This is a genomic window from Spirosoma lacussanchae, assembly GCF_005870035.1.
In the GTDB taxonomy this organism is placed as follows: domain Bacteria; phylum Bacteroidota; class Bacteroidia; order Cytophagales; family Spirosomataceae; genus Spirosoma; species Spirosoma lacussanchae.
Window position 1 is genome coordinate 123,591 of the sequence record NZ_SWJG01000003.1, and the last position, 18,459, is coordinate 142,049.

Genomic DNA, 18,459 nt, shown 5'->3' on the forward strand with positions numbered 1-18,459 from the left:
GTATTTATCGTAATTGCAAGAGGATACAAACAAAAACGAATGTATTGATACCATCGTCCTTGCGAAGCGCCAGCCTGGACTTATAAGCTATATTTGTCGCTGGTATTCATCAATACTTCATCATGCGCCTTCCTGCTTCGCTTTCCGTATTGCTTATGCTCAGCTCATCGGCCGCTCAGGCCCAGACAAACCCGTCTTTATCGTATCCGGCTACCCGAAAATCCGACCAGGCCGATACGTATCACGGCACATCAGTAGCCGACCCGTACCGGTGGCTCGAAGACGACCGCTCGGCAGAAACAGCGGCCTGGGTGACGGCCCAGAACAAAGTTACCTTCGACTACCTCGCCCAGATCCCGTATCGCCGGCAGTTTCAGACCCGCCTAGAGCAGGTCTACAACTACCCCAAATACTCGGCCCCCAGCCGCAAGGGCGACTGGTATTACTTTTCCAAGAACGACGGCCTGCAGAACCAGGCGGTGCTGTACCGGCAGCGGGGCCTCGACGGTAAGCCCGAAGTGGTCATCGACCCGAATAAACTCTCGACCGATGGTACAACCCGGCTGGGCGCGTTCTCGCTCTCGAAAGATGGCGCCTACGCGGTTGTTGGTACGTCGAAGGGTGGTTCCGACTGGCAGGAATACCGCATCATGGATCTGGCGACCAAAACCTACCTGCCCGAAACCCTCGAGTGGGTAAAAGTATCGGGGGCCGCCTGGCAGGGCAATGGCTTCTATTACAGCCGCTATCCCAAACCCGAGGGGTCGGCGCTGGCGGCTAAGAACGAAAACCATCAGGTCTTCTTTCACACCCTCAACACGCCCCAAAGCGCCGACCGGCTGGTCTACGAAGATGCTGCCAATCCGCAGCGGTTTCATATTGTCGGCACCACCGACGACGAGCGATTTGCGCTGCTGACGATAAGCGACCGCGGTAAAGGAAAAGACGGCAACGCGCTCCTGGTGATGGACGCCCGAGCCAAAACCACGGGCTTTGTGCCGGTGATTGGGGAGGTGACCAACTTCACCTACAGCGTACTCGACAACGACGGGGCCGACCTGCTCATAGAAACCAACGCCGACGCGCCCAACAATAAAATCATGCGCTACAGCACCGCATCGAAGACGTGGACGCCGGTGCTGCCTGAAAAGCCCGAACCGCTCGTCAGCGCCCGGACGGCTGGTGGTAAACTCTTCGCCGAATATTCGAAAGACGTTACCTCGCGGGTATACGTATACAGCTACCAGGGCAAACTTGAAAACGAAATCAAGCTGCCTACGCTCGGCTCGGCCGATGGGTTCGGGGGCGAGAAAGACGACTCGTTCGTGTTCTACACCTTTACGTCGTTTACCTTCCCGCCAACGATCTACCGCTACGATCTGGCCAGCCGGAAAAGTACGGTGTTCCGGGCGCCGGAAGTAGATTTCAAACCGACCGACTACGAAACCAAACAGGTGTTTTTCACCAGCAAAGACGGTACGCGGGTGCCGATGTTCCTGACCTATCGTAAGGGCCTGCAGCTGGACGGTACCAACCCAACGCTACTGTACGGCTACGGTGGGTTCAACATCAGCCTGCCTCCCGGCTTCAACCCGCTCCGGATTCCGTTTCTCGAGCAGGGCGGTATTTACGTGCAGGTTAACCTGCGGGGCGGCTCCGAATACGGCGAAACCTGGCACGAGCAGGGGATGAAGCTAAAGAAGCAGAACGTGTTCGACGATTTCATCGGCGCAGCCGAGTACCTAATTGCCCAGAAATACACCAGCCCGGCCCGGCTGGCTATCCAGGGCGGCTCGAACGGCGGTTTGCTGGTCGGGGCTGTTATGAACCAGCGGCCCGAGCTGTTCCGGGTGGCTATTCCGCAGGTGGGCGTTATGGACATGCTTCGTTTCCATAAGTTCACCATTGGCTGGAACTGGATTGCCGACTACGGCAGCGCCGACAATGCCGACGAGTTCAAGGCGCTGTATGCCTACTCGCCCCTGCACAACCTGAAGCCGGGCCTTAACTACCCCGCTACCCTGATCACCACCGCCGATCACGACGACCGGGTTGTGCCGGCCCATTCGTTCAAATACGCGGCTACCCTGCAGGAGGTGTACAAAGGCACCAACCCGGTGCTGATCCGGGTCGATGTTAACTCCGGGCACGGGGCCAGCAACACCAAAAAGAACATCGAGACAACGGCCGATATCTATTCGTTCATCCTCTGGAATATGGGCATAACAACGCTGAAGGAAGTGGCTGGTAAATAACCGCACGACCAACAAAAAACGGCTCCCTGATGTCAGGGAGCCGTTTTTTGTTGGAAACAGACTGTGTTACAGCTTGAGCGTTACGCCGAGTTTTAGCGTAGCCAGGCTGGAACCCAACTCGGCAAAGCCTCCCAATGACTCAGTAAAGAAATAACGGCCTCCTATGTGGATTGGCACATAAACCGTTGTATAAGTGGGATCTATTCCGACCGACCGCAGATAGGTGTCACCATAGGAAAGCCGGTAAAAGGACAGGCCCAGGCCAGCATACAGATCAGCTTTGTCGGTAGACAGGCTCAACAGCTCGTTGAAGTGGTAAGACCCCCGAGCGCCAATATCGAACGAGTTCACACCACTACCGTAGCTTCGGTAACCTAATACCCCGCCAACTGTGATGTTCTTCATTATGCCTACGTCAAGTCCGGCGTTTAAGCCGATACCGCTTCCATTGAAATAGCCGTAGCCACCAACGCCAATGCCGAGGTTAACAAACTTAGTCCCTTTATCAATGGCCATTTGTGCATACGACTGGGTGCCCGCCAGCAAGCCAATGACCAGCAGCATTAATAAGTTGAATTTTTTCATGTCACAAATCTGATTTAAAGTAGAATTCGAGGGCAAAGTAATGGGCATTTCTATCAGCTAACAAACCAGCCTGCGAGCCACTTATTTATCGGTACGATGCCCAAATGTGTACCCTAAGCGCAAACAGTGTTGAGTAAACGAATAGACGAACAGAGTAATATATGAAGTGGCTTTTAATCAGATGATTAGGTTGTAGTTCCTTCCTTTCTATGCGCTCAAAGGTCCCTATATCCCTGTACTGAAGAAAGTTAGGCTACATGAATAATTCCGGGTTAATCCGTTCTGAACCCGGCAGGGAAATACGCGGCCGACAGCGGGAAACTACGGGGTAGCTACGAACAGATTACTGACCAGCCTGAACCATATCGACAGGAAGTCGTTTACGAGGCAGCCGTTTGCCGGCAGGTTTACGGCTGCCTTTACCGAATCACGCCTTAGGGCACTACCAAACCGGGCAGGGGACGCTGGCTATAGGTAGCCAGCCAGCTTAACCGAGACCCTGTCAATAGGTTTCTGACCCAATCGGCTCGCTATTGATCTGATCCGAACTCTTCGGCCTGAATCTGGTTCGATACATGAAGCCCAAAACTGCTTCGGGCCAGACCAGTCACAGGTCTGGCCTTAGTTATATGACTAAATCTGTATAATTTAGCGACTAGTATATCTACACGTTATGGCCAGCGATACTGAATTTTTTAATCCTGATTCACTAACTGAGAATGAGCGATTGAGCTTTGCCTTACAGGCTGCTGGTGTAGGTACCTGGGACTGGGACCCGATCCGCGAACGGGTTCGCTGGGACGAACGATGTAAGGCCCTCTACGGCTTCTCGGGCGATGATCTGGTGCCGTACGAGCATGTGCTGAATCAGGTTCATCCCGATGATCTGCCCCGGCTTCGTGACGCGCTGACGCGGGCCATAAACCCCGACTCGGGGGGGCAGTACGATGTCCGGTTTCGTACCGTGGCGGCCAACGATGGTCAGCTACGCTGGCTTCACTGTCAGGGAAAGGCTTACTTCAACGCCGAGCAGATCGCCTATCGGATGAGTGGTATCGTACAGGACGTAACCTCGCAGATCCTGGATCGGGAGGCCCTGCAACGAAGCGAGGACCGATTGCAAACCATCCTGAAGCACGCGCCTATCGGACTGGGACTACTGAGCGGGCCCGACTTTACGTTCGAGCTGGTTAACGAGCAGCTGGCTCAGATGGCGGGTCGCCCATCGGGTCAGCTGAAAAACAGGCCTTTGCTCGAAGCGCTGCCGGAACTGTCGGAGCAGGGATTGAAGGCTATTTTTGATACCGTGCGCCAGACGGGGCAGCGGTTTGTGGCGCCGGAACTACCGGTCATGCTCGAACGCAACGGGCAGCTGGAGACGGCTTATTTCTACGCCAGTTTTGAACCTGTTCAGGAGCCCGACGGCAGCGTCAGCATCGTTGATTTCAGCCTGGAGATTACGCAGCAGCTACAGGACCGGCGTCGGCTGGAAGACAGCGAGGCCCGTTTTCGGAATATTGTTGAGCTGGCTCCTTTTGCGGTAGCGGTCTATGAATCCGAAGACCTGATCATATCGGTTGCCAACGAGTCGATGATTCGAATCTGGGGTAAAACCCCGGCTGTAATCGGGCAGAAACTGGCTACAGCGTTGCCTGAGCTGGAAGGCCAGCCGTTTATTCCGCTGCTGAATAACGTGTTTCAGACCGGTCAGCTTTACCGTACCAACGAGCAGCCGGCCGACCTGATTGTTGGTGGTCAGTTGCAGACGTTCTGGTTCAACTTCGTTTACCAGCCACTGACCGACCTCGATGGCCGCGTTTATGCCATTCTGAATATGGCGGTCGATGTAACGGAACGCGTGATGGCCCGGCAGCAGATTGAGCAGAGCGAGAGTCGCTACCGGAATTTGGCGGCTGAGCTGGAGGTGCGCGTGCAGGAACGAACTCAGGAGTTACACCACATCAACCAGGAGCTGAAACGCTCGAACGACAACCTCCAGCAGTTTGCCTACGTAGCCAGCCACGACCTGCAGGAGCCGCTCCGCAAAATTCAATCGTTTTCTTCGTTGCTGACCGAACACTACCAGACCGAGCTGAGTGACGAGGTAAAAGATTTGCTTCAGCGTATGGCTGCGGCCGGTTCGCGGATGTCTACCCTGATCCACGATCTGCTGACCTACTCGCGCATTACGACCCGCAAGCGGGTGTTGGAAACGGTTTCGCTAAACGAGGTCATCAGTACGGTGCTTAACACCCTACAGGTAACCATCGACGAGCGAAGCGCCAGCATCCAGATCGACCCGCTGCCGATAATCAACGGCGACCAGTCGCAGCTGGAACAGTTGTTTCAGAACCTGCTCAGTAACGCGCTCAAATTTACCCCCGCCAATCGCGCCCCCAGCGTACAGATAGCGTATGGCATTTGTGAGGTGAGCGAGCTACCAGCCACGATCAGCGTAGCCAGCGAAGCCGGGCGTTTTCATCGGATCAGCGTGACTGACCAGGGTATCGGGTTCGATGAGAAGTACCTGGATCGCATTTTTCAGGTATTTCAGCGGCTCCACAGCAAGAGCGAATTTCCGGGTACGGGCGTTGGACTGGCCATTTGCCAGCAAGTGGCCGAAAACCACGGGGGAGGTCTTACCGCTACCAGCAAACTGGGCCAGGGCGCTACATTCAGCCTGTACCTCCCGGCCTGAAAGCACCTATTCACAATTATAGATCCGTGAATTAGTCCATGAAGAAGGCAACTTCCTTTTTTTGGAAGAAACAACAGATTCGTTTGCGATCCGCCTGTAAGTAATTAACTTCTTTCAATATGGAAGTTTGGAGCGATTCTAGGCTCGTAAAGACCTGATTTTTCAGGGCTCGTTTAAGTTGACTCCACACTAATTCCACCGCCCCGGCGGCCCGGCGGATTAAGTACAGGACTGTAAGCGGGTAAACGCTCTAGATGGACTCGACCGGGTCGGCGGTGGAGCCAGTTTCTAACTGACTGCGAGCGATGGATGGCCGCTCCATCCCAGATCACGAGTAGGTTTTGACGTCGGTAATGCCAGCAGAGCTTACTTAAGAACCAGTTAATGTCTTCGCTATCAAAGGGAACATCTTGGCCTGCCAGATACAATCGTCCATTAGGCGCAATGGCAGCAATCAGATTGAGGTGTGCCCGTCCAGCCTGCTCGACCAACAGGGGTGTTTGGCCCCGGGGAGCCCAACTATGGGCCACAAAAGGCAACAAATAACAGGCGGCTTCATCTACGTAAAGAATTGTCCGCCCTTCATCTTGGGCTTTTTTTGAGGGCGGGTAAGCGTTCTTCTTGCCAGTTGGCAACAGCTCGTTGATCTTGTTGCCGAGCTTGCCGGGCGGGTTTCTGACGACTCCAGCCCACTTTCTTGAGCAGGCGACCGATCTGAGAGGGATCGTAGTTGACTCCAAAGAGTTTGTCAATAACTTGGTTGATGCGCGGGCGGGTCCAGACCTGACCTGAAAAGCCGTGATGCTGAGCGCCTTTAGCCAACTCCGTGGTTAGCTCATCAAGTTGCTCCATCGTCAGCCTGGGTGGGGCTCCAGTTCGTTTACCAGTCATCAGTCCTGCCTCCCCCTGTTGGCGAAAGGTTTTGAGCGTCTGACTAACCCAAGCGGGTGTCAGACCGAACGCCCGAGCAATGTCAATCTGTTTCCAACCTGCTTGTTTGAGTTCGACGCAGCGATGCCGTAAAGCTTCGTAGTCTGCTTGTTTGTAGTTAGCCATGAAAAACAAAGCAGAAAAGTAATGGACTTACTCACGGATCAATAATGTTTTACAAGGAAAAATTTAATCGAGCGCAAATAAAGTTTTCTTATGGTAAAGTAAAATAAACACGCGTATATAATGAAATGTGATTAAGTGAAAACAGTTTAATGGGCTAAAAGTATTAAACTGTTTTTACAGTATCATGCTAAATGTATTTTGATAAATACGTTTTTAATAGAACCGTTTTTTTCTATTGCATGTGTACTTATTTCTATATTCCTAGAATCCCATTTATGAAATAGATTACAGTGCACCTTTTTTATATAACCAATTTTAGTGTTAGATTTATATACAGAGATAGCTTTGTCGTCAAACTTATTTTCAAGATCAAATTCCCATCTCAAAACATCACCTACATTTAGTAAATTAATGGGAATTTCAATGTGTGAAAGTCCCGCTAAATCAGAAATGAATGACAAACCTTTGTAAGGTTCAAAATCTGCAAGTAATTCAAAATTATCGGTAGACAGTAATCCTTGAGTGTATGCTAAAATAGACCATGTATCTAATATTTTATCTTCAGGAATGGCCCAGAATATGGAAGTGTGCGAAGATTTTAAGCGTACTGCTGGAGTTAGGCGCTGTGCAAATACTTCTAATACGTTATGCTTATACTCTTTAGTATAATCTTTGAATTCAGTATAGCCTTGAAACCCGTCTTGTTTTGCTCCATTAACACCATCTTGCAAATAGGAAAACCTGACCTGGTTATCATATGAATCTGTCAATAACCCTACAATATGTCTCCTTGAGGATCGCCCTTTTCTCCAACTCAGGTATATGTGTCTCGAAGCGGTGCTCATAGTAGTGTTTTTAAATAATCTATTCTAGCAGATACTAGCCTAGCAATGAATTCTTTACGATTCTCTGGAACCTTTACTTGGGCAAAGTTAGCAGGAATATTCTTATCTAATAATGATAGAAAGTGTCTAAAGTTCTTTTCGCTGTATCTGTTTACTACAGATCTTACAGTATTGATGGAGTCGGCATAGTCCGTTTCTGTTAATATTCGATGAACTAAATCTTTATGGTTTAATTGATCTCTATGCCATCTAATTTCACACTTTCCTTTAAGTATGTATCGTTGAAGTTTGGTACTATCTGTTGATAGAGTATAAACCGCTTTGTCATCTAGCTCTCGTCCTAGACTGCTTCCACTATCATATATAGGGGCAAATTTTTGTATATTTTTAAATGATAGGTCCTGATACGCTTTGTATTCTTGCGTTTCTTGAAGTCTATAGCCCCAATTTTTGCTTATTAGTGACAATCGCTTGCTGTAATCATGTCTAACAATTTCAGAAGAATTATAGGTATCTGTGGAAACATACTCTATTAATACACCCCAATTTTCTTGATGTCTATCTGTATTGCCAATGATTGAATCGAAAATTATTATTTTAATAATTTCCTTCATGAAGATAGATAAGCCTGAGTACTGTAAAGATTTTTCAATTAGCTGAAAAGAATACCGCTTCCTAGATGTCTTTTCTTCAGGATTGAAATTTTTATCAAATGCCTGTATATATTGTATGCCTTCTATAAGTTGCTGATTGTTTTTAACCATTGATGCAGAGATACAGCCGATCATATTACCCCGAATTGCAACATTATATTCTAATACAGGAACGTCAAGCATCAATCCTAAATGACTAGCTATAATTTCTGACCAGAATTCAAAAGGATAACATCTGTCTGGCTTCTCCAATGATGTCTTAAAGTAGTATTCTCTTCCAAGATTGTCTTCAACAATCAGTTTCTCTCTAGTTCCCTTAGTATGATACCAAGGTTTAAAAGACCAGTCCGAGATATCGAGAACAGGAATTTCCAACATAAGAATATGGTGTACATTGTCACTAATTCTGGTAAAAATAGAGTATAAACCATCTATCTCAGTAGCAAATCCGGCAGGGTTTGTAGCCAAGGCTGCGGGCGCTGCCTGTACTGACCCGGCTTATGGTTGATCGGCAGCGGGCCAGGCCGTGGCACTCGTGACTGTGGTAGGCATAGGCGCTGCGACTTTCGCAGATCAACACGGTTGCCGTAGCGGTAGCCGGTCGCAAAGCGGGTTTGTGCCGGTCCGTTTGGGGCGTGGTACCCTGCCAATACCCAACGTTCATAGCTATCAGACAGCTTATGAGCCGGAATCCCGTCGTCTTCGGCAACCCATTCATACCAGCAGCGAGTTAGCAGCCTGATTGGTTGATTCGTGAACGATAGGTACAACCGATTACAACCAGGGCTGTTGTTGTTAAGCGCTAAGGTCGCTGGCTCTCGGGATTGCCAGATTGGTAAATTAATTGAACGGTGGGTAACCTGGTGGTTATACTAGTAAACGGTATGACTATTGATAGAAACTAATCTTGCTACGATGAGCCGTACAGCTTTACAGCTGGCCAGTTAGTCAGAATGAGCCGGACAGGCCAGTAAAGACATAGTATGGCTAGACCGGAAAGGGACTGCCGATAACGAGCTTAATTTATCTTTCGTTTGGTATTCAGTTGTTTACCTGACTTGTTTCGTGCCTGTAGAGAAGGCAGTAGCGCCGATTGTTTGGGAAGTTGATAAGCCAGACGCACCTGTTCCACATAGGTGGCCAGTAAATCATGAAAATCAGCAGAAGGCTTAGAAGTTGCAAAGTGATTCATGACAGGTATGTTTAGTTACGCAAATGTGTACGTAAATTGTAATGAGCAAATTAACTGCCAATTAAAATAGTGAGGATCAGTAATTTTGTTGTTTTTGTAAGTCGTCTTTGCAGATAGGGTCACGATAGAACGAGAAAAGACAGATCTGAAAACGGTCTCTGAATGAATGTACCCTGATCGGTAAGATCCGCCAAAATAGCCTGGTGCCTGGCGTCTGCTTGGCGTAACAAATACGGATTCACTATCCTGCGAACAGGCCGTTCGCGGTATCCCGACGATCTGGTCAGGGCTCAGCATGCGCTCAAGTTTACCTAGCCCGGACGCGTACCCCAGGTCGATGTTTGGCCGGAGACGCTGTCGGCGTTCGGGCTGCTGCCCTCTGTTAAACCGGCGCGGCTGGCCAGCAACTACTATCGAATCGATGTGGTCGATAACGGCATTGGATTCGATGAAAAGTACCTGAATCGTATTTTCAGGTGTTTCAGCGGCTGCATACCAGGCGCGGCTGCGCCGGTACGGGCACAGGACTGGCCATCTGCGAAAAAGGGGCTGCCAGCCGTGGCGGGGCCATTAGGGCCGCCAGTGAACCCGGCCAGAGCGCTATCTTCAGTGTTTTTCTGCCGGTATAATCCGTTACGGTACGGGGGAAGGTTAATCGTATAGTTAAAATCTATTTTAACTATAGAGTCGCTTGGTCTGATTGTGTTACATTAGCTGTCAGATGATCCGGATGGAATGAGCCGGTGGGAATATGAGTAACGAGAGCCAACCGTTAGAGCCTGAAAATGCTCTGGAAATCGAGCAGTTGAAAGCGGCTCTGGAAGCCGCTCAGGTCGGTACCTGGGATTATAACTTCGACACGCATCAGGCCCAGTGGTCGGGTATATGCAAGCAGTTGTTCGGCCTGCCTCCCGATGCGACTATCACGGCCGATACCCTGCTTGAGCGTGTTCATCCGGCCGACCGGGAGTCGGTTCGACTAGCCAACAGACAGGCGCTCGATCCGCAGGGTACCGGTGCACATAACATTACCTTCCGGACGCAGACCGAAACCGGAGGGTACCGATGGGTACAGGCCAAAGGCAGAACCGTAACCGATTCGCTGGGGCGCATTATTCGGTTTGCCGGTATCGTTCAGGATGTCAGCGAGACGATCTGGGCGCGCCAGCAGCTGGAGGCCAACGAAATACGCCTGCAGCAAATCTTTGAACAGGCGCCGGTTGTGTTGTCGATCGTAGGGCGCGAACCCGATTTCGTGTTCCGAATGGCCAACGAGGCCTTTGCGGCCCTGGTCGACCGGCCGCTCGATCAGATTATTGGCAAACCACTCATCACCGCCCTGCCCGACCTGGAAGGCCAGGGGTTCGATAAACTGCTCGGGCAGGTGGCTACCACGGGTGTACCGTACGTGCAGCAGGCCGCCCCCGTTGAGCTGATGCGCGGTGGGCAGCGGCAGCGGCTGTACTTCGACTATCTTTGTTACCCACTCCGGGAGGTCGACGGCGAAATTACCGGCGTTATGGGCGTCGTCATCGACGTAACGGATCAGGTGCTGGCCCGCCAGGTCATTGAGCAGGGGCAGGAGCGCTACCGGGCCCTGTCTCAGGAACTGGACGAGCGGGTAAAGCAGCGCACCCGGGCGCTCAACGAAGCCAACCAGGACCTGAGCCGGTCGAACGAAAACCTGGAACAGTTTGCCTATATCGCGTCGCACGATTTGCAGGAACCGCTGCGTAAGATCCAGTCGTTCTCGTCTATCCTGCAGGAGCGCTACGGCGACAGGCTGGGCGACGACGGGGTCGACCTGCTGGAGCGACTCACCCGCTCGGGTGACCGGATGTCCCGGCTGATTCGGGATTTGCTGAGCTTTTCGCGGATTGCTACCCGGCAGGCTACGCTTAATCGGGTGTCGCTTCAGGAGATTGTCCGGCAAACGCTGGATACGCTGTCGATCACCATCGAAGATAGTGGCGCGCAGATACGGGTAGGTGATTTACCGGTCGTAGAAGGTGACGAAACGCAGCTGGGGCAGCTGTTTCAGAACCTGCTCAGCAACGCGCTCAAGTTCCGGCGCCCGTCCGTCCGTCCGGAGGTGTCTATTGCCGCCCGGTCCGTACAGGCGGCCGAGCTGCCTCCCTCCGTTCACCCGGCCCGGGCGTCGGACGTGTACTGCTGGATTACCATTTCTGATAATGGCATCGGCTTCGACGACAAATATACCGACCGGATCTTCCAGGTATTTCAGCGACTCCACAGCAAGCAGGATTATGCAGGTACGGGAGTCGGACTGGCTATTTGCCAGAAAGTCGTCACCAACCACGGTGGCTACATAACCGCCAGCAGCCAGCCAGGCGTAGGATCGATATTCCACGTGTACCTGCCCGCCTGATCTTCTCGATACTGGTGTGATTACTTACTTATTACTCAGCTGGAAAGGCCTTAAGACAGGGGTTTAAGTGAGTCAATATTGCATTTTTATAGAGCTAATGGGGTCAACATCGAACAATTTTGACAAATAATCGCTTGTGTACAGTATCAAAGGGGTCTTCATACCCCAATGGTGTGGATAGAATTGGAAAGCAGACTGATTATGTTAGTCTGCTTTTTTGTTAACTACCCGGCCTGTGGTGTCTGAGTGCGTATTTTTACTTAGTGATATATAAAAAAAGCCCCGAGTCCGGGGCTTTCTCTGGAGGAGAGGAAGGTGCTTAATGAGCAGCTTCTGTTTTCAGTTTCTCCTTAAATACTTTTCTAAACTTGTCGAGCTTAGGCGCAATGACGAACGCGCAGTAGCCTTGCTCGGGGTTGTTGGCAAAATAACTCTGGTGATACGCTTCGGCTTCGTAGAACGTGGTGGCCGGGCTGATCTCCGTCACAATGGGGTTGTTATACGCGCCCGCTTTATTAAGCTCGTCTTTAGCCGTTTCGGCCAGGCGTTTCTGCTCCTCGTTGTGGTAAAAAATAACCGACCGATACTGCGTGCCAACATCGGCGCCCTGGCGGTTGAGCGTAGTTGGGTCGTGGCTGCGGAAAAAAGCTTCGAGTAGCTCCTGGTACGTAATTTTGGCTGGGTCGTAGGTGACCTCTACGCATTCGGCATGACCCGTTGTACCGGTACATACCTCTTTATAGGTCGGGTTGGGTTTCTGGCCGCCTTCGTAGCCCGATACCGCGTCATAGACGCCGTCGAGCGATTCGTACAGGGCCTCAGTACACCAGAAGCAGCCTGTTCCGAAGGTTGCTTTTTCAACGTTTGCTGATTGGCTTGTGGTCATAACAATCGATTTTTTCGCAACGGCCGGTTGCGCCTGCGCCAATAGTCCGGTGGCCGAAAGCAAGGCTATCGAGAAGGCAGTCAGGCGCCGACAAAGGGAGATCGCAACCATTCGGTCGAATAGAGGTTATTGAAGTAGGCTGAGTTTGTCAGCACCATCTTCATAACGTAACTGCTTCCCGTAAAGTTTGCCGTGAAAGACTTCGACCTCGACCGTTTCCGCTACGATGGCTCCCAGCCGTTCAAGATCAAAAAAGCCCCTACGAAAGTTGACGATTTGTACGCCGATAAAGACGATTATGAAAGCAGGCGGAGCGAACAGGCCGCCGAAATCGACTCGTGGCAGGAGAAGATGTACGCCCACAATCATTACGGCCTGGTAGTGGTTTTCCAGGCGCTGGATGCGGCCGGTAAAGACGGAACCATCCAGCACGTATTTACCGGCACCAACCCAACGGGCGTACGGGTCTATTCCTTCAAGCGTCCTACTGAGCAGGAGCTCGATCACGACTGGCTGTGGCGCAGCTGGCGCGAGCTGCCCGAGCGCGGTACGATCGGCATCTTCAACCGGTCTTACTACGAAGAAGTGCTCGTGACAAAAGTACACCCCGAGATCCTGACCGAGATCCAGCGCCTGCCCGAATCGGAAACCAAAGACCTCGACAAACTCTTCAAAAACCGCTACGAAGGCATCCGCGACGTTGAGAAGTTCCTGCATCACAATGGCTTCGTTACGCTCAAGTTTTACCTGCACGTATCGAAAGACGAACAGGCCGACCGGCTTATTGCCCGCATCGAAGACGCCGAAAAAAACTGGAAGTTCGACGAGGGCGACGTGAAAGAGCGCGGCTACTGGGACGAATACCAGCAGGCCTACGAAGAAGCGATCAACGAAACGGCTACCCAACACGCGCCCTGGTTCGTTATTCCGGCCGATGATAAGAAAAATATGCGGCTCCTGGTAGGCCGGATCATCATCGAAGAACTGAAAAAATTACCGATCAAAGAGCCCAAGCCCGACAAAAAGCGGTTTGAGGAACTACAGAAACTGATCCCCGTTATTCGGGGTCAGTAAAACGCGGCTATTACCAACCGGAGGAGCCGCCTACAGCCATGAAAAAACTCAACATCAGGCAGTTCCGCTACGACGGTCGCCAGACATTCTCGCCAGACGTTCCTACCCGGACTGACCCGCTTTACACCGACGAGGCCGACCGCGATGAGCAGCTGGCCCGTCTGGCCGAGCGCATCGACCAGGCCCAGAACCGAATGCACGCCCACGGCGAATACGGCCTGCTGGTTGTTTTTCAGGCCATGGACGCAGCGGGTAAAGACAGCAGTATCCGGCGGGTGTTCCGGGGAGTGAACCCATCGCGGTTCAAGATTGCCCCCTTCAAGAAACCGGCCGAAGAAGATATGAAGCACGACTTTTTGTGGCGGTTCTGGCAGGAGCTGCCCGAGCGGGGCTTTATCGGCATCTTTAACCGGTCCTATTACGAAGAGGTGCTGGCCATGCGGGTGCATCCCGAGCGCCTGCGCGAAGGGTACATTCCGGCTAACCTGCTGCCCAAAAGCGATACCGACCTCTGGAAACAGCGGTTTGCCGACATCGTGCATTTCGAGGACTACCTGTTTCGGAACGGATTCCCGATCGTGAAGCTGTATCTGCACGTGTCGAAAGAAGAGCAGGGCCAGCGGCTCATCGCGCGGCTGAGGGATGCCGAAAAGCAATGGAAGTTCTCGGAGAACGACTTGGAAGAGCGCAGGTTCTGGCCCGACTACGAACGCGCCTATGCCGATACCATCAACGCCACGGCTACCCGTAACAATCCCTGGTACGTGATACCCAGCGACGACCGGCTCAACCAGCAGATCATTATCGGGCATATTGTAGCCGACCTGCTGGAGAACCTGCCGACCGAATTTCCGCAGGAAACCGCCAAAGAAGCCGCTGCCCTGATCCGCAAAATCGAGAAACAGGACGCCGGTAACTGATTACGGGCTGAGTATATATACAGATGCTTCATACGAACCAGCGTGCCGTTCACCCTCTAAAAAGACGGCTTTGTCTATTTTTCGGTTAGTCCGAACTTATGGGGGTCTACTTTTGCGTTGTCATCAACGGATACGCCTAGTCTGCTAACCTGCAGGTAGGCCAATCTCACGACCACCATGAAACAAACTGTATTAATCAGGCTGTTATGCCTGGCTGTTCTGCTCATACCCACCGTACATGCGCAGGCCCAGGTTGATCAGAACGCCAGTCCTCGAGCGGCCAGTCAGGACAAATTCACAATTAGCGGCTACATAAAAGATGCATCGAACGGAGAAGGCCTGATCGGCGTATCGGTTTACGTCAAAGAAACCGCTACGGGGGCCGTAACCAACAGCTACGGCTTCTACGCCGTTACGGTGCCGGCCGGTACCTACAACCTGGTTATCACCTACGTTGGCTACGAGAAACAAAACAAAACCCTGACGCTGACCGACCAGAATATCCGGCTCGACCTGGAGCTGAAAGAAGAAGGTCGGCAGCTGCAGGAGGTGGTTGTATCGACCAAACGCGACGATGATAACGTCAAAAACATCGAGATGAGCGTCAACCGCATCGATGTGAAGACCCTTCAGCGGATTCCGGCGCTGCTGGGCGAAGTCGATGTGGTACGGAGCATTCAGCTACTGCCCGGCGTATCGACCGTGGGCGAAGGCGCTACAGGCTTCAACGTGCGCGGAGGTAGTATCGATCAGAACCTGGTGTTGCTCGACGAAGCGCCGGTTTATAATTCCAGCCACCTGTTCGGCTTCTTCTCGGTCTTCAACCCCGATGCGGTAAAAGATGTGAAGCTCGTAAAGGGTGGCATACCGGCCCTGTACGGCGGTCGTGTGTCGTCTATCCTCGACGTCAGGCTCAAAGAAGGAAACGCCAAGAAACCGGAGCTGAACGGCGGTATCGGGCTTATCTTCAGCCGGTTGTCGTATGAGCGGCCCCTCTTCAAAGGCAAAGGGTCGTTCATCGTGGCGGGGCGCCGGTCGTACGCCGATATTCTGGCCCAGCCGTTTCTGAACAGCGATCTGAAAGGAGCCAAATTTTATTTCTACGACCTGACGGCCAAAGCCAACTATCGCTTCAACGACAAGAACACGGTGTTTTTGTCGGGCTATTTCGGGCGCGATGTGTTCGGGGCCGATTTCGGGTTTAACTGGGGTAACGCCACAGCCTCGGCCCGCTGGAACCACGTTTTCAGCGACAAGCTGTTTCTCAACACCACGGCCTATTACAGCAACTACGACTACTCGCTCGACTCCGACCTGAAACGCCGTCCCGAAAACGCCAACGACTATTTCCGGACCGATTCGCGCATTGTCGACTACAGCATCAAACCCGATTTTACGCTGTTTCTGGGCAAAAGCACCATTACGTTCGGTGGCCAGAGTATTCTGCACGATTTCCAGCCCGGAACGGCTACGGCCGCCAGCTCGGGCGACGTTCGTACCTTCGGGCTCACCAGTAAGTACGCGCTCGAAAACGCGGTTTACATCGGCAATGAGCAGCAGGTATCGCCCAAACTTCAACTGCAATACGGCCTCCGGTATTCGCTCTTCAACTACATCGGACCCGGCGATGCCTATGCGTTCACGACTGATGTACCGCTGGGCACGAGCCGCTTTCCCATTACGACCATACAGTACAAACGGGGCGAAACCATTCAGACCTACGGCAATTGGGAACCGCGTTTTTCGGCCAAGTACGAACTGGGCAATAACAGCTCGCTCAAACTCAGCTACAACCGGCTGGCGCAGTACATTCACCTGATCTCGAACACGACGGCATCGACCCCGCTCGACATCTGGACCCCATCGACCAACAACATCAAACCGCAGATCGGCGACCAGATTGCGGGTGGATTCTTTAAAAACTTTGGCCGCTCGAACGGGTCGGGCAGTGAGTTCGAAGCGTCGGTAGAGGTGTACTACAAGTGGCTGCAAAACCAGATCGATTACATCGACGGGGCTAATCTGATTCTGAACAAGTTTCTGGAAGGCGATCTGCTCAGTGGGAAAGGCCGGGCCTACGGGGCTGAGTTTTACATTAAGCGCAACCGCGGAACGGTAAACGGCTGGGTGAGCTATACGCTGGCCCGCACCGAGCGGCAGGTAGCCGGTATCAACAGTGGCACCTGGTTCCCGACCCGTTTCGATAAGCCCCACACGCTCACAACGGTACTGCTTGTCGATCCGCCCCAGGCGAAACGCTGGAATTTCTCGGCTACGTTTACCCTGGCCAGCGGAACGCCCGCTACCTTCCCGACCAACCGGTTTGAGTTTGGTGGCTTTACGGGACAGGTCATTTCGGGCCGCAACAACTACCGTATTCCGCCCTACCACCGGCTCGATCTGGCAGCCACGCTGCAGGGGCGGCAACGGCCCGGCAAACGAAAAACCGACAACTGGGTTTTCTCGGTCTATAACGTCTACGCCCGCAAGAATCCATTTTCGGTGTTCTTCCAGCCCGATGCCGATAACCCGCGCCTGACGCAGGCTATCCGGTATTCGGTATTTGCCACGGCCATTCCATCGGTGACCTATAACTTCAAATTCTAGGGTGGTGCCGAACCGGCTCCGGCTGGTTCGGCAAAAACGCGTTTTACCGGCCAGCTCTCCGAAACTGGCGCTCTATTATGACACACACACGTTACTACATCCTCACGATACTGGCCGGTATCACGCTGGCCAGCTGCGAAACGGTTATCGATGCCCGGCTCGATACGGGTCCGGCCCAGCTGTCTGTAGACGGTACACTAACCGACCAGCCCGGCCCGCAGACCATCCGGCTTACCCAAACGGCCGGTTATTTCGATAACAGTGCTCCGCCGGTAGCTGCGGGTGCAACGGTGGTCGTGACCGACAATACCGGAAAGACCTACGCCTTTACCGATCCCGACAACGACGGGTATTACACCTGGACACCGGCGGCCAAAGACACGCTGGGCCGCATCGGCCGAACGTATCGGCTGTCGATTACCTATCAAGGCGATACCTACACCGCCAGCTCACGGATGAACCGGGTGCCGGCAATCGACTCGATTATTTTCCGGAAAGAGAAGATTAATCCCCTGTCGGCCACAGAAGGGTACCAGGCCGAGTTTTTTGCCCGCGATTTTCGGGGCGCTACGGACTACTATCGGGTGAAATACTACCGAAACGGCGTGCTGGCTAACAAACCCCGCGACATCATTACCCTAAAGGATGCGTCGTTCTCGGGCAGCGCCGATACCGATGGGCTGGTATTCATCCGCCCGTTCCGGCAGTCGATCAACCCGGATAGCCTGTACGCGCTGAATGATTCGGTCAAGGTCGAGCTACAGTCGCTGACGGTCGAAGCGTATGAGTTCTGGCAGCAGTTCAGCCAGCAGATTACCAATGGCGGTCTGTTTGCCACCCCGCCCGCCAACGTACCGACCAATATTGTGAACACTAACCCGAATGGCCGCCAGGCCACCGGATTCTTCGTAGCTTCAGCCGTCCGTAGCCGTTCCACCAAAGTCACCGAAAGCGCCGTCCGCCGGTAGAGACGAGACCGCCCGGCGACCCGGCCTTCGCGTCTCATACGCGTCAGCAACAACTTATCCAGTCAAATGGCCCGTGCGGACACGGACCACGGTGTAGAGATGCAACAATATCGCGCCCCTCGCCCGTCAGCACCCTACGATTTCAGCGACTGCTGAGCCAGAACACCGGGAATGATGAACGCCAGAAAGCCGATGGCCAGCACCAGCGTTAGGGTGATGTGCAGAATGGCCACCACGAGCTTAACAATAAACCGCACGGTCTTCATACTAATCTGATTTTGAGAGTAATCAGAATTATCGCAAGAACTATGCCGGTTTAAGAAACAGCCCT

General features: G+C 52.6%; 17 protein-coding genes. 8 read left to right on the plus strand and 9 right to left on the minus strand.

Annotation, left to right across the window (positions count from 1 at the left end):
* The first annotated feature begins 122 nt into the window (after window positions 1-122).
* Complete coding sequence (locus tag FBR45_RS13770; RefSeq protein ID WP_138503310.1) at window positions 123-2,255, plus strand: prolyl oligopeptidase family serine peptidase; 2,133 nt, start codon at window positions 123-125, stop codon at window positions 2,253-2,255.
* A 66-nt stretch (window positions 2,256-2,321) separates the two neighbouring features.
* Here the strand turns inward: FBR45_RS13770 and FBR45_RS13775 are convergent, their stop codons facing one another.
* Complete coding sequence (locus FBR45_RS13775) at window positions 2,322-2,840, minus strand: hypothetical protein (protein WP_138503312.1); 519 nt, start codon at window positions 2,838-2,840, stop codon at window positions 2,322-2,324.
* A 673-nt stretch (window positions 2,841-3,513) separates the two neighbouring features.
* Between FBR45_RS13775 and FBR45_RS13780 the strand changes: the two genes are divergently transcribed.
* Entirely contained in the window at window positions 3,514-5,538 is a 2,025-nt protein-coding gene (locus FBR45_RS13780) for a PAS domain-containing sensor histidine kinase (protein ID WP_138503314.1), read from the plus strand.
* Window positions 5,539-5,711: 173 nt separating this feature from the next.
* On the opposite strand, the gene FBR45_RS26615 is transcribed toward FBR45_RS13780, so the two are convergent.
* The 6 genes from FBR45_RS26615 to FBR45_RS26380 all read right to left on the minus strand — a co-directional run bounded on the left by FBR45_RS26615 (window position 5,712) and on the right by FBR45_RS26380 (window position 9,284).
* Window positions 5,712-6,068 (minus strand): transposase, encoded by a 357-nt coding sequence (locus FBR45_RS26615; protein ID WP_246082262.1) that lies wholly within the window; start codon window positions 6,066-6,068, stop codon window positions 5,712-5,714.
* 52 nt (window positions 6,069-6,120) lie between these two features.
* Window positions 6,121-6,594 (minus strand): winged helix-turn-helix domain-containing protein, encoded by a 474-nt coding sequence (locus FBR45_RS26620; RefSeq protein WP_246082236.1) that lies wholly within the window; start codon window positions 6,592-6,594, stop codon window positions 6,121-6,123.
* A 182-nt stretch (window positions 6,595-6,776) separates the two neighbouring features.
* Complete coding sequence (locus tag FBR45_RS13790; protein ID WP_138503316.1) at window positions 6,777-7,439, minus strand: hypothetical protein; 663 nt, start codon at window positions 7,437-7,439, stop codon at window positions 6,777-6,779.
* Window positions 7,436-8,470 carry a HipA domain-containing protein gene (locus FBR45_RS13795; protein ID WP_138503318.1) on the minus strand — a complete coding sequence of 345 codons (1,035 nt, stop codon included), beginning with the start codon at window positions 8,468-8,470 and terminating at the stop codon, window positions 7,436-7,438. Before FBR45_RS13795 ends, FBR45_RS13790 begins: the two co-directional genes overlap by 4 nt.
* Window positions 8,471-8,528: 58 nt before the next feature.
* Window positions 8,529-8,756: a hypothetical protein gene (locus FBR45_RS13800; RefSeq protein ID WP_138503319.1), complete on the minus strand. Its 228-nt coding sequence runs from the start codon at window positions 8,754-8,756 to the stop codon at window positions 8,529-8,531.
* A gap of 354 nt (window positions 8,757-9,110) precedes the next feature.
* A complete protein-coding gene (locus FBR45_RS26380; RefSeq protein WP_171044893.1) occupies window positions 9,111-9,284 on the minus strand; it encodes a hypothetical protein in 174 nt (57 codons plus the stop codon).
* A gap of 476 nt (window positions 9,285-9,760) precedes the next feature.
* Here FBR45_RS26380 and FBR45_RS26865 point away from each other — a divergent pair, with 476 nt between their 5' ends.
* Complete coding sequence (locus tag FBR45_RS26865) at window positions 9,761-9,913, plus strand: ATP-binding protein (protein ID WP_394344376.1); 153 nt, start codon at window positions 9,761-9,763, stop codon at window positions 9,911-9,913.
* A gap of 122 nt (window positions 9,914-10,035) precedes the next feature.
* Window positions 10,036-11,673, plus strand: a complete 1,638-nt coding sequence (locus FBR45_RS13810) for an ATP-binding protein (protein ID WP_138503321.1) — start codon at window positions 10,036-10,038, stop codon at window positions 11,671-11,673.
* Between the two features lie 319 nt (window positions 11,674-11,992).
* Here the strand turns inward: FBR45_RS13810 and msrA are convergent, their stop codons facing one another.
* On the minus strand, window positions 11,993-12,559 hold the full coding sequence (gene msrA / locus FBR45_RS13815) for a peptide-methionine (S)-S-oxide reductase MsrA (RefSeq protein WP_077923034.1): 567 nt from the start codon (window positions 12,557-12,559) through the stop codon (window positions 11,993-11,995).
* 192 nt (window positions 12,560-12,751) lie between these two features.
* Here msrA and FBR45_RS13820 point away from each other — a divergent pair, with 192 nt between their 5' ends.
* From FBR45_RS13820 to FBR45_RS13835, 4 genes are all read left to right on the plus strand, one after another.
* Window positions 12,752-13,633 carry a PPK2 family polyphosphate kinase gene (locus tag FBR45_RS13820; RefSeq protein WP_138503323.1) on the plus strand — a complete coding sequence of 294 codons (882 nt, stop codon included), beginning with the start codon at window positions 12,752-12,754 and terminating at the stop codon, window positions 13,631-13,633.
* 38 nt (window positions 13,634-13,671) lie between these two features.
* Window positions 13,672-14,553: a PPK2 family polyphosphate kinase gene (locus tag FBR45_RS13825; protein ID WP_138503325.1), complete on the plus strand. Its 882-nt coding sequence runs from the start codon at window positions 13,672-13,674 to the stop codon at window positions 14,551-14,553.
* 177 nt (window positions 14,554-14,730) lie between these two features.
* The gene (locus FBR45_RS13830; protein ID WP_138503328.1) at window positions 14,731-17,160 is read left to right on the plus strand and encodes a TonB-dependent receptor; all 2,430 of its coding nucleotides are present in this window, start codon (window positions 14,731-14,733) and stop codon (window positions 17,158-17,160) included.
* Between the two features lie 77 nt (window positions 17,161-17,237).
* Window positions 17,238-18,128: a DUF4249 domain-containing protein gene (locus FBR45_RS13835; protein WP_138503330.1), complete on the plus strand. Its 891-nt coding sequence runs from the start codon at window positions 17,238-17,240 to the stop codon at window positions 18,126-18,128.
* A gap of 134 nt (window positions 18,129-18,262) precedes the next feature.
* On the opposite strand, the gene FBR45_RS26745 is transcribed toward FBR45_RS13835, so the two are convergent.
* A complete protein-coding gene (locus FBR45_RS26745) occupies window positions 18,263-18,394 on the minus strand; it encodes a hypothetical protein (protein ID WP_262709527.1) in 132 nt (43 codons plus the stop codon).
* Between the last annotated feature and the right edge of the window lie 65 nt (window positions 18,395-18,459).